Here is a 12,671-nt window from a genome sequence, read left to right on the forward strand (position 1 = left end):
GATAAACATAGGCGCGACGTTACTACAAAGCGGAGGATAAAACAAGATATCTCCATAATATTATGGCACTATATTACGTATTTGAGCGTGCCACAGAATACAAAGCTTTGTATATCAGTTAGCTAGAAATATACGAAACGGAAAAAGGGAGGGAATTTAGCAGGATGAGGTTAAAGATGGGCTAATTGGATAACGCAATGATAGTTAAACAATGAATGTCCTGGCGAGGCTTCCTGTAAATCTAAAAACTATAGTTGTGAGAGAGAAATCTGGCGATAAAGAAGGTAGATCCAAAGGTAGCACTACAGCTTGCGCCTGTCTTAATTCTTCTATTGTTCTTGAATTAACCAGCAAATCCTTTGCTTGTTCCAACACCACTTTTCCACGCGCTACTCGTGCCATCACAATATTTCCTTTCATAAGCTACTTCTGTTATTTCACTTATGAAATAGGAATGGAATTACACATTCCGGGAGAAGAAACCCTTACTTAATATCAGCCCCTCTCAAGCTCTTTCAGTCGTGCTGATGTGATCTTTATGTCGAACTTACGTTGTATAAGTTTATTTATCTTGATTGATTGGAATAATCTAATCCAAATTAAGAATTATGGCAGAGCTTCCTCTTGTTGTTTTTTCTCTGATTTTACGAGATCCTCGCGCTTGACCCCTAATAACATGAGAAGCGGACTTGCGACGAGTACAGAAGAGTAAATACCAAACAAGATACCAATGGTTAGGGCTAATGCAAAATAATATAAAGCCTCGCCACCGAAGAGAAGCATAGATACAACGACTGCCTGTGTACTGCCATGAGTAATGATAGTACGAGACATTGTTCGTGTAATAGCATTATCTATAATTTGTGCTACAGGAGCTTTACGCATTTTACGAAAATTTTCGCGAATGCGATCAAATACCACAACAGATTCATTTACCGAGTAACCGAGGACTGCCAAAATTGCGGCAAGAACTGTAAGAGAGAATTCCCATTGGAAGTAAGCAAAAAAACCTAAGATAATAACCACATCATGTAGGTTGGCGATAATACCAGCAACCCCAAATTTCCATTCAAAACGTACTGCTAGATATGCAACGATACCAAATGAAACAAACAGTAAAGCTAATGCCCCATTTTCTAGCAACTCATTACCTACCTGGGGGCCAACAAATTCTACTCGACGTATTTCTACTGATTCATCAATTTCTTTAAGAGAGGCTATTACAGTTTCTGATAACTTTGCACTGGATAATTCATGCTTGACGGGTAATCTAATCAATACATCACGAGAAGAGCCAAAATTCTGTACTGACGCGTCAGATATTCCAAGCGTAACAAAGATTGATCTAATTTTATCGAGATTGGCTGGTTGCGCATAACTGGCCTCCAGCACAGTTCCACCTGTAAAATCAACCCCTAAATTCAATCCTTTTGTACTAATAAAAAAAACTGAAAAGATAAAAGTTAGTAACGAAATAGTAGTGGTGTATTTTCCCCAACTCATAAAGGGGATATCACGTTCAAATTTAAAAAATTCCATGGCTTAAGAATCCTAGTTAGCTATTTTAGACCAGCTTTTTGTGATTTCGATTACGAGTAAAACCAGATATATAATTATTTGTTATTGACGCTTAATAGTTTTAGGTTTCCAGACAGTACCAATCGAGATTTTTTCTAATTTGCGATGACCGCCATAGGTCAGATTAACCATCGCTCGAGAAACGGTCACTGCTGTGAATATAGAAGTTAGAATACCCAGACATAGTACAACTGCAAATCCTTTGACTGGACCCGAACCAAAAGCAAATAATGCAATACCCGCAATCAGTGACGTGATATTTGAATCCAAAATGGTCCCAAACGCTCGTTCATAGCCAGCACTGATGGCAAGGTGTGGCGTTAAACCGTTGCGCAGTTCATCGCGAATGCGTTCATTAATTAGAACATTTGCATCAATCGCCATGCCAACTGTAAGTGCAATCGCAGCCATGCCAGGAAGGGTTAATGTCGCTTGTATAATTGAGAGAAGACTGATCAATAATAAAAGATTTGCACCGAGAGCGAGGGCAGAAATAACACCAAATGCTCTGTAGTAAAGCATGATAAAGAGGGTTACAGCCAGGAAGCCAAATAATGTTGAATTAAACCCCCTGCTGATATTATCAGCGCCTAGACTCGGTCCTATAGTACGCTCTTCAACGATTTCCATTGGTGCAGCTAATGCGCCGGCGCGCAACAGAAGAGCTACATCACGTGCTTCTACACTACTCATTCGGCCACTAATCTGTACGCGTCCACCGCCTATTTCCTCACGTATCACAGGAGCGGTGATGACCTCTGTATGTTTTTTTTCAACTAATAGAATGGCCATGCGTTTGCCAACATTGTTACGTGTTAGCTGCTTGAAGATTCGTGAACCATTGCTATCAAGACTAATGTGAACTGCTGGCTGGTTGTCATTATCAAACCCAGGTTGTGCATCTGTAATACGATCGCCAGTCAACAGTACTTGTTTTTTTACCAGTAGTGCGCCGCCACCACGTTCAGTGAAGAACTCGGTGCCAAATGGAATATGTCCTCTTAACGCAGCCTCGATATCGCTTTCATCATCCACCATCCTGATTTCCAGAGTAGCTGTTCTTCCCAGAATATCCTTTGCTTTAGCGGTATCCTGGACGCCAGGTAGTTGTACGATAACGCGGTCCGGCCCTGCTTGTTGGATAATAGGTTCTGCTACACCGAGTTCATTAACACGATTACGTAAAGTCGTGATGTTTTGTTGTATGGTCGCGCTCTGCATGCGAATATGTGCTTCAGGCTTGATTGATGCTAGCAGGCGAAAATCCTTATCCGTATCTTGTGTGCGCAGATCCAGATCAGAATATATTTTCTTGAGCTCAGTTTCAGCTTTTGAGCGTGACTGCTCATCTCTGAATTTGATTATGAGCTGTGAATTTTCTCGATTGAGGCCAGCAGATGAAATTTTCTGCTCGCGCAAGCTGCTGCGAATATCTGTACTGTAGCGATCCAGTGATTTGGACAATGCTCCATCCATATCAGCCTGCAACATGAAATGTACGCCACCACGTAAATCAAGCCCTAGATACATTGGTAATGCACCAATACTATTCAGCCACTCAGGAGAATTGGGAATCAGGTTGAGTGCAACGATGTAATCAGTGCCAAGTTCCGATTGCAGGATGTCTCTAGCCTTGATTTGAATGTCCGTATCAGCAAAACGAATCTTAATGCTACTTCCCTCGACGAGCGTTCCCTCAGTAGTCAGATCATGTTTGCTAAGAACATCTTCTACTCTTTGCAAGAGTGGTATACCAGCCTCTGCTGTGATTCTTAGTGGCGAAATTTGTATTGCGGGTGATTCACCAAAAAAATTGGGTAAGGTATAAAGCAATCCAACAAGCAGCGAAATCACAATGATCAAATTTTTCCAGAGAGGATAGCGGTTCATGGTATTAAATGAATTAAAAAAATAGGGGCAGAGATGGCTAAATTGGCCAAATATGTGATTCTTATTGAATCCTTTAGTTTTTTTCGCTGCTCTCTTTTTGAGTTTCGTTAGTAGCTGTCACATTACTACCTTCATTGCTACTTTCCTGAGCATCGCTTGTTTTTTGGGGCTTACTGTTTTTAAGTGCTTTATTACTTTTACCTGCATCAATACTTTTTAGCGTACCTTTGGGTAATAAAGTCTGCACTCCAGATTTCAGCACGGTTATTTCAATATTTGGCGCTATTTCCAACGTAATGTAGCTCTCTCCAGCGCCAGTGACACGGCCTAACTCGCCGCCACTTATAATAACTTCATCGCCTTTTTGTAATCCTTCTCTCATTGATTTTTGCTCTTTTGCGCGCTTGGATTGTGGACGAATCAATAAAAAATAAAAAATAACAAGAATCCCGATTAATGGCAGGAAACTCATTAAGTTCGGTTCAGCTTGAGCACCATTAGTCGCTTGAGCAAAGGCTTCACTAATCAACATGATATTTTCTCCCGAAGAAAAAGATTAAAAATTGCATTCTAACACGCTGCAGCATCATGCCTGAAATTCTCGTGCGTATCGTTCAAATTGGCCGGATTCAATTGCTGTGCGAATCTCAGTCATGAGCTGCTGATAATAATAAAGATTATGTAGAGTGTTCAGGCGTGCACCGAGGATTTCGTTTATTCGCTGCAAATGATGGAGATATGCCCGCGTAAAATGGCGGCAGGTATAGCAGAGACATTGATCATCCGGTGGTGAGGTATCCAGACGATATCGACTATTCCGTAGCTTGATAATGCCATTTCGTGTATAGAGCCAGCCATTGCGTGCATTGCGTGTAGGCAAGACACAATCAAACATGTCAATGCCTTGTGCGACCGCATGAATGATATCTGCTGGCGTACCTACTCCCATTAGATAGCGGGGCTTATCAGGGGGCAACTGGGGTACGATATGATTGAGTATGCGTTGCATGTCCTGCTTGGGTTCGCCTACAGATAGGCCGCCTACAGCGTAACCATCAAAACCTATATGCTGTAAGCCAGCAAGAGATAAGTCTCGTAGATTTTCATGCATGCCTCCCTGAACAATACCGAAGAGTGCGTTAGGATTTCCATCGTGTGCGCGTTTTGATCGCTCTGCCCATCGTAGGCTGAGCTCCATAGATGTCTTGGCTGTCAAAATATCGACTGGGTAAGGCGTACATTCATCAAAGATCATGACAATATCAGAATTGAGTGCACGCTGAATACGCATAGATTCTTCGGGTGTTAAGAAGCACTTATCACCATTTACTGGGGAACGGAATGCTACGCCTTGCTCGTTGATTTTACGCAGTTTGCCGAGGCTAAAAACCTGGAAGCCTCCTGAATCAGTGAGTATTGGACCATTCCATCCCATGAAGCGATGTAGACCTCCATGTGTTTCAATCACGTCCAAGCCTGGTCGTAACCATAAATGGAAAGTATTGCCCAATATTATTTTTGCATTGATTTCCTGTAATTCTGCAGGTGAGACAGTTTTGACTGCTCCATACGTTCCTACAGGCATGAAAGCGGGTGTTTCTACCTTACCGTGGGTAAGCGTCAGTGTTCCTCGTCGGGCTCCACTATCAATATGGTGTAATTCGAATTTCATACTTTTCTTTCAATAAGCATGGCATCACCATAGCTAAAAAAGTGGTAGCGTTGGGTGATGGCATGTTGATAGGCGCGATGGATATTTTCCATCCCAGCAAAAGCAGATACCATCATCAATAGAGTGGATCGAGGTAAGTGAAAGTTTGTAAGCAAACGATCAACGATACGAAAATTGAAGCCTGGCATCACAAAGAGATTGGTTTCACCATACCCTGGCTTTAATTGACCGTCATTGGTTTTGGCGCATGCTTCCAAGGCGCGCAGGGATGTGCTGCCTACTGCTAACACACGATTACCGGTACCTTTCGCTTGTTGAATCGCACCAATCGTTTCTGCTGGTATGTAATAAATTTCTGTATGCATTTGATGATCCAAAATATTTTCAGCTCGAACAGGCTGAAATGTTCCAGCTCCGACATGTAACGTTACATAAGTGATCACTACACCTATTTCACGTAGATTGATTAGCATTGCTTCATCAAAATGCAAGCCCGCGGTAGGAGCCGCGACAGCGCCGACTTGTTTTGCAAAAATCGTCTGATAGCGATCCTCGTCCAGTTGCGTCGCCTGTCGCTCAATATAAGGTGGCAATGGCAGGCTACCGTATTGTTCCAGTAGCTGAATTACTGAGAGTTCATGTGTGAAGCGCAGTATATAAAAATTTTGCTCGTGTCCCTGAACAATTGCATTAATTGTGTTTTCCAGTAATAACCTTGATCCGATCTTGGGAGCATGGCTGGCACGTATCATTGCCAGGACATGATGAGAATCGAGTACCCGTTCTACCATTACTTCTATCTTGCCGCCGGTCTGCTTGATACCCCATAGTCGTGCTTTGATTACTCGGGTATCGTTAAAAACGATAACATCACCAGCGCGCAGATATTTCGGTAAGTCAATGAATAAAGTATCCTGAAATTTGTCACATGGACTATCTAAGTAAAGCATGCGACTATCTGTTCGCTGCGTGGGCGGAAACTGTGCAATCAGATCACTGGGTAGAAAAAAATCGAAGTCCTGAGTTCTCATCGCCCCTATTATACCGGTGTGCTTAAGCTATTCTCGAATTTCGCTTCGATATCTTGTGTTTAGGGGGCAAGGTGGTTTTGTTCTTATATGTACTGATTCCTCATCTATCTACTTGATATATCTCGTTACTTTATCCGATCTCCCTTGCTCTCGAACCATGTGCCACAATTTTTTCACAAGCGCTATGTTGCTGTACCCGCTATTTTCAGTAATAATTGCGCCTCGCCCGAAATAAAATTAAAACAAATGGGGGCTGCCGGGATGGCGGAATTGGTAGACGCACGGGACTCAAAATCCCGCGAAGGAAACTTCATGGGGGTTCGATTCCCCCTCCCGGCACCAAATAAGCATTTTAGATAGTGTCTAATCGTATCAAATCCCTTGAATTTACTAGATTAAATCGAGGTTGATAGTCTCCTATAGTATCACAGCGTATATGGACATACCGCCAAAATGACGGTATCTTTGACGGTACTTTACCTACCGCCATATGAGATACCGTCAAATGCTCACAGATACCGCAATACGTAACGCTAAACCAAAAGATAAACCATACAAGTTAACCGACAGTGGCGGATTATATTTGCTGGTGCAATCAGCCGGGAAGTATTGGCGCATGGATTATCGCTATGCAAATAAGCGTAAAACGCTGGCTATCGGTGTTTATCCAAAAATCACCCTTAGCATTGCACGTAAGAAAAAAGACGAAGCGCGGGAGTTACTGGCTAAAGATATTGACCCAAGTCTGGCTAAAGCCATTAACAAGCAAGTCAAGAAACATGCTCATGAAAACACCTTTCAAGCTATAGCGCTTGAATGGCACATCAAGCAGTCAACTACCTGGGCAGAATCAACCTCAGCCAACATAAAACGATGCTTGGAAGCAGATATATTCCCATGGCTGGGCAATCGTCCAATCAAGGATATTAATGCACCTGAATTGCTTGCTGTGTTACGCAAGATAGAAAGCCGTGGGGCGCACGAGAAAGCGCAACGCACGCGGGAATATGTTGGTAGGGTATTTAGGTATGCCATACAAACCGGACGCGCTGAACGTGATCCTAGTGGCGATTTAAGAGGTGCATTAACACCCGTTAAAGCAAAACATCATGCAAGTATTACCGATCCTAAAGCTATTGGCGCTTTGCTACGCTCAATCAATGGTTTTGTAGGTTCATATACCACTAAATGCGCGTTACAGCTTGCCCCGCTGGTATTCGTTCGACCGGGTGAATTGCGCCATGCAGAGTGGATAGAAATTGATTTTGATAAGAAAGAATGGCGCATACCCGGTCATAAAATGAAGATGAAAGAACAGCATATTGTTCCTTTATCAAGTCAAGCAGTAGAGATATTAGAAGCCATCCAGCCATTAACAGGGGATGGGAAATATATCTTTCCAAGCATAAGAAGTACCGTCAGACCAATGTCAGAAAATACCGTCAACGCAGCATTAAGGCGCATGGGTTATGACAAGGATGAAATAACCGGACACGGCTTCCGCAGCATGGCTTCAACCCTACTTCATGAGCATGGATGGCCACACGAGGCGATAGAGCGACAATTAGCCCATGCAGAACGTAATAAGGTATCAGCTAGTTATAACTTTGCAGAACACTTACCCAAACGAAGGGAGATGATGCAATGGTGGGCTGATTATTTAGCCAAACTTTCTGGGGAGAGTATGGATAAATAATCAATTGCTCTTAACGACATACATACTTTTTTCATATTCTTCTTTAACTCTTCTTTAAGAAGATTTGAATATCATATAATATAGTGGCGTCTTGTCGTGTACAAGCACAAACACCCCGTCAAGTGTAGGGCACAAGACGGGGTTTCTTTAATCCAGTTAATTACAAGGATCAATTATCCAAGTGCTAGTATCCTATAGAAACTTGATTAATGCAAGCACCAATTATCCTTGTTGTTAGCTTTAATAAGAAGGTAACAACAAAATATGGAAAATATAAATTTCCTAAAGAAACCAGCAGTAATCAAGCAAACCACTCTTTCCCATGCGAGTTTATATGGTCGGATTCGCATGGGAATTTTCCCACCTCCCACCAAGCTTGGTCGTACATCCGTATGGATTGCTAGTGAAATTAATGCGATATGCAAAGCACACGCAGCAGGCTTTAACGATGAGCAACTAAGAGAGCTTGTAGCTGAACTCGAAGCTAAACGAAAAGATTTAGGGAGGTAAGACGATGACCTTCCAAAAAGAAAACCCTCGGTGGGAGGCCGAGGGTAATATAAATAATCATTCAACAACAGACACTTATCATAATAAATTCCCGCTTGCAAATCAAGTAAGTTCGTCCAATGAATTGAGACTTTCCTATTGTGGTAAGGGGTGTCGTTCTACTGATTTAGAAGAATGGAATCCTACTTGGTCAGAATTTGCAAGTTCATTTGAACAACCTAAGATTGGAGCAAAAGACGGCCCGTATATTGTACGATCTCAGGGCAGTAAACGTAATGATGAGAGTTTATCAAGCACAGCCTGCATCCTTATCCTTGATGGTGATTCATCAATCAGTGATGGCGTAAAAATCAATGGTGCGCCTGATCCATCGGAAGTTCATAAGGTTTTATCCAGGCTTGGTATTACTCATTTGATTCACACAACACACAGTAATCAAGAGGGCCTTAACAAGTATCGGGTAATCATTCCATGTTCTTATACCCGTAACCAATTACCTGTGGTTGTCGATTATCTAATAAACCAGTTACATGGTAACGGTGTAATGTTGGCATTAGTCAATGAAAACCGTGTTTGGTCGCAGCCTTGGTTTACCCCCCGTGTGTCGAATGAGGAAAGCATGAATCTATTCAGATTTTATCAATTCGAGGGGCAATGGTTTGACCCTACCACAATACCCCAAGACTGGATAAAAGAAGAGCCCGTTTCACAAAAGCGCAATTCTAACCCTGATGAGATCGAATCAATTAATTCCTTTAACCAGTCTTTTAGTGTTGGAAAGGTTCTTGAACGTAATGGCTACAAAGCCGTGGGGGATCGTTGGCTTCATCCAAACTCCCAATCAGGTGTGCCAGGTGTTCAGCTATGTAGCAATAGCAGTAGTGTTTTTTCTCACGGTAGCGACGTGCTTAATGATGGCTATGCTCATGATGCTTTTGACTGCTACCGGCTTCTTGAATGTGGTGGCGACTGGAAAAAAGCTTATCAATGGGATGAAGAGGCTAATAAGCGACGCCAGCGTGAGTACATGCAGAATAACGACGCCCAAAGTGTGGATAAGCCCTTTCCTGAACCTCAACCTTTAGGCGTCAAAGCTCCCCCTAATCCTTACCCTATAGATGCTTTACCTGATGGAATACGTGAAGCCATCCTGGAAGTTCAGGGCTTTGTTAAAGCTCCTGTGCCACTGGTGGCATCGTCTGCATTAAGTGCTTTGTCACTGGCAATACAAGCCCATGTGAATGTTAAGCGTGCAGAGAAGCTATTAGGCCCATGTAGTTTATTCATGCTGACTATTGGCGATTCAGGGGAAAGAAAATCCACCTGTGATAAGTTCTTTAGTGAACCTATTCAAGAGTATGAGCGGGAACAAGCTGAATTAATGAAACCTGATTTGGAAGAGTTTGCTGCTGCTTTATCGTCATGGGAGGCTGAACATGAAGGAATCTTATCAGCAATCAAAAACGCTGCTAAAACCGGCAACGCTACGCATGAATTAAAAGATAAGGTTGCTAACCTTGAACACAGCAAACCAAAAGCGCCAAGAATCCCCCGGCTATTGCTTGGTGATGAAACACAAGAAAATTTAGCATGGAGTCTTGCTAAGCATTGGCCTTCATCTGGTGTCGTATCTAGTGAAGCGGGTGTAATTCTAGGTTCTCATGGAATGGGTAAAGATTCGGTAATGCGTAATCTTGCCTTATATAACGTTCTTTGGGATGGTGGTGTTCATAAGGTTGGTAGAAAAACCTCAGAATCATTCACAGTACAAGATGCAAGGCTAACAGTGGGGCTACAAATACAGGAAACAACCTTGCTTGAGTTTGTGGAGAAATCGGGAGCCTTGGCACGTGGAACGGGTTTTTTTGCACGGTTCCTTATTTCATGGCCGGAATCAACACAAGGCACACGCTTTTTTACTGAGCCGCCAAATCATTTACCTGCTCTTAAAGAATTCTATAGATGCTTAAGAAACATTTTATCCATACTACCCCTTTTCAATCCTGATGATGGAATGCTAAAGCCTGCTACGTTAGAACTATCACCAGATGCAAAAACTAAGTGGATTGAATACCACGATAGCATTGAGAAGGAACTTGCCAATGGTGGTGAGCTTTATGACGTGCGGGATGTCGCGAGTAAATCAGCAGACAATGCAGCAAGACTAGCAGCGATATTTCATGCGTTTAAGTATGGCCCCAGTGGATCAATTGATGCAGATACTTTTGATAGAGCAAGCAGAATTGCTGCATGGCATCTACACGAATCAAGGCGCTTCTTTAGTGAGCTGGCTTTGCCTGTAGAACTTGCTGACGCAGCAAGGCTGGATAGATGGTTAATAGAGTATTGCAAGCGTGAACGCACTTCTTTTATCGGCCAAAACTATGCGCTACAACATGGGCCATTACGCAAAAGCGATAAGCTGAAGAATGCCATCAAGGAATTGTGTGAGCTTGACCGATTACAAGTCACCAAAGATGGAAAGCGTTTTACTCTTAAAGTAAACCCTTTGCTTCTTTAATTCTGCATGCTTGCTACTGCTATTTTTGCTATTTTTGCTACAGTTGAGTGGAAACCCGCATGAATAAAGGCTTTCAAGAATGCCGCAACTGTAGCAAGCCGTTGCTATAGTTTGCTACAGTTGAGTGGAACCGCGCATGAATAAAGGCTTGAGACCAACTATAGCAAACTGTAGCAAGCCGTTGCTATAGTTGGCGAAGTATGGAAACCCGCATGAATAAAGGCTTTGAGACCAACTATAGCAACTATAGCAACTATAGCAAGGGGGTGCCTGTGGAAATTGAAAAACGACTATACATACTCCAATTTTCAGGAATTGATATTTTCTGTTAATTACAAACGCTATACATATACATACTAATTTATAAGGAAATTTTAAATGAACGCTACAAAAGAGCAGCGAGTAGATGACCTATCTTTCAAATTCATAACTTTTATTAATGAGCTGATAGAAGTTAATAATCCGGATATTTCAGCAAAAAAAGAATTTCCAAATAATGAAATCTTTCTTTATTTTTTATCAAGGGCGATCATTGCGGAAAGTAAGAAATATCGAATCAACGAAAAGGCAGATGATTTATTGCTCAATGCAGTTATGTCATTAATCACACTTATTCGTGACGATTTCAGGGAACACATAAACGAAACTAATGGAATACGGGCAAAAATAGAAGCAAATATACTATGGAGAGCAGAGTTTGCTAAACAAGTAGGACTAGAAATAGCAAGACGTGCTAAAGATAGTAATACTCTCAAGAGATTCATCGAAGACTGGTTATACAACGATATGGATGACCTGCTCAAACAGCTTGAATTGCAGACAGTGGATTTTTCTGATTGTCACCCCATGCAATTCTATAATTATCTTCTGGACATGATAGAAAAGAAAAATACCCCTGACTACCTAGGCATTAAAAGATTAGCCCTTTATAGATTGCGTGTTGGTAATGCTGTTCTTAACCGATACGAATGGAACGTTAAGCCTTCAAGAAAGAATACTCCATCAGTACCATCAGTACCACAACTACCAATCTTAGCCAAACTGCTTCCCAGTCTGGCTAAGGGAGAAGGCGTTTTATAGCTCCGACAAGAAACGCCTGATAACAGGTAATTCATCGGGAGTAAAACGAGAAAAATCAATCTTTGGAGTAACTGACGCAGCAAGCTTTAAAGTCATTTCATCCGGTTGATTTTTCTCACGCCATCCAGCTTGAGTTTTTAGATAAAACATCATACAGGCAGCATCCCCACCCCTAGCTTTTTGAATTAATCCATTAGCAATTGATGAAATAGCTTTTGCCTTGCCTTTTTTATAGCGTATGAGAATATCTGTATCACGCTCCATCATAGCTAGAAAAGTAGCTCTGGCTATTCCGAAATAATCCGCTATTTGATCTTGTGATAAAAAAGCGGCGAGTGTTTCAACTTCTGATCTTTGTTCATCAGTAAGAGTCTTTGGTTTCCGTCCTGCCATTTGTACATATCCTGCTATCTATTCTAATAGCATAATTATAAAACAGATCAGCAAAAAAATTTAACGGTATTTTTGACGGTATATTTAAAAATCTAAAAATAAATATCATTATATTTCAATCACGTTTTCATGCTTTGCGGTTACCCCTCCCGCACCAATAAGCATTCCTAGATGTATCTGATCGTATAAGAATATTTGTTTTTGCTAGGGTCTGTTGACATTTCACATAGGTAGCCACAGGTATCCACACGCGATAGCTACCATACTTTCGTAATTTCTCTTGAGTTTGTCGTATCGTGT

11 protein-coding genes, 1 tRNA gene and 1 pseudogene are annotated in these 12,671 nt (G+C 41.8%); 5 read left to right on the forward strand and 8 right to left on the reverse strand.

Annotation, left to right across the window (positions count from 1 at the left end; all coding sequences use genetic code 11):
- Positions 1-204 precede the first annotated feature (204 nt).
- The 6 genes from BLP80_RS13135 to queA form a co-directional block, all read right to left on the reverse strand.
- Entirely contained in the window at positions 205-420 is a 216-nt protein-coding gene (locus tag BLP80_RS13135) for a hypothetical protein (RefSeq protein ID WP_143002299.1), read from the reverse strand.
- 186 nt (positions 421-606) lie between these two features.
- Positions 607-1,539: a protein translocase subunit SecF gene (secF, locus tag BLP80_RS13140; RefSeq protein WP_090543964.1), complete on the reverse strand. Its 933-nt coding sequence runs from the start codon at positions 1,537-1,539 to the stop codon at positions 607-609.
- Positions 1,540-1,620: 81 nt separating this feature from the next.
- Entirely contained in the window at positions 1,621-3,468 is a 1,848-nt protein-coding gene (gene secD / locus BLP80_RS13145) for a protein translocase subunit SecD (RefSeq protein WP_090543966.1), read from the reverse strand.
- Between the two features lie 73 nt (positions 3,469-3,541).
- Positions 3,542-4,000: a preprotein translocase subunit YajC gene (yajC, locus tag BLP80_RS13150; RefSeq protein WP_090543968.1), complete on the reverse strand. Its 459-nt coding sequence runs from the start codon at positions 3,998-4,000 to the stop codon at positions 3,542-3,544.
- A 54-nt stretch (positions 4,001-4,054) separates the two neighbouring features.
- Complete coding sequence (gene tgt / locus BLP80_RS13155; protein WP_090543970.1) at positions 4,055-5,140, reverse strand: tRNA guanosine(34) transglycosylase Tgt; 1,086 nt, start codon at positions 5,138-5,140, stop codon at positions 4,055-4,057.
- Entirely contained in the window at positions 5,137-6,171 is a 1,035-nt protein-coding gene (gene queA, locus BLP80_RS13160; protein WP_090543972.1) for a tRNA preQ1(34) S-adenosylmethionine ribosyltransferase-isomerase QueA, read from the reverse strand. The genes tgt and queA overlap by 4 nt, the downstream gene beginning before the upstream one ends.
- A 255-nt stretch (positions 6,172-6,426) precedes the next feature.
- On the opposite strand from queA, the gene BLP80_RS13165 reads away from it, so the two are divergent.
- The 5 genes from BLP80_RS13165 to BLP80_RS13185 all read left to right on the forward strand — a co-directional run bounded on the left by BLP80_RS13165 (position 6,427) and on the right by BLP80_RS13185 (position 11,978).
- Positions 6,427-6,513: transfer RNA gene (locus BLP80_RS13165), tRNA-Leu, on the forward strand.
- A 163-nt stretch (positions 6,514-6,676) separates the two neighbouring features.
- Positions 6,677-7,867: a tyrosine-type recombinase/integrase gene (locus tag BLP80_RS13170; protein ID WP_090543974.1), complete on the forward strand. Its 1,191-nt coding sequence runs from the start codon at positions 6,677-6,679 to the stop codon at positions 7,865-7,867.
- A gap of 264 nt (positions 7,868-8,131) precedes the next feature.
- On the forward strand, positions 8,132-8,377 hold the full coding sequence (locus BLP80_RS13175) for a helix-turn-helix transcriptional regulator (protein WP_090543976.1): 246 nt from the start codon (positions 8,132-8,134) through the stop codon (positions 8,375-8,377).
- Positions 8,378-8,381: 4 nt separating this feature from the next.
- Entirely contained in the window at positions 8,382-10,898 is a 2,517-nt protein-coding gene (locus BLP80_RS13180) for a YfjI family protein (protein WP_090543978.1), read from the forward strand.
- A 378-nt stretch (positions 10,899-11,276) separates the two neighbouring features.
- Entirely contained in the window at positions 11,277-11,978 is a 702-nt protein-coding gene (locus tag BLP80_RS13185) for a hypothetical protein (RefSeq protein ID WP_090543980.1), read from the forward strand.
- Here the strand turns inward: BLP80_RS13185 and BLP80_RS13190 are convergent.
- Positions 11,973-12,371, reverse strand: coding sequence for a helix-turn-helix domain-containing protein (locus tag BLP80_RS13190; RefSeq protein ID WP_090543982.1), 399 nt, complete (start codon positions 12,369-12,371; stop codon positions 11,973-11,975). The genes BLP80_RS13185 and BLP80_RS13190 overlap by 6 nt on opposite strands.
- A 222-nt stretch (positions 12,372-12,593) precedes the next feature.
- A pseudogene (locus BLP80_RS15330) lies at positions 12,594-12,671 on the reverse strand (IS5/IS1182 family transposase); the annotation flags it as partial.

Source organism: Nitrosomonas sp. Nm132 (assembly GCF_900100485.1).
Taxonomy (GTDB): Bacteria; Pseudomonadota; Gammaproteobacteria; order Burkholderiales; family Nitrosomonadaceae; genus Nitrosomonas.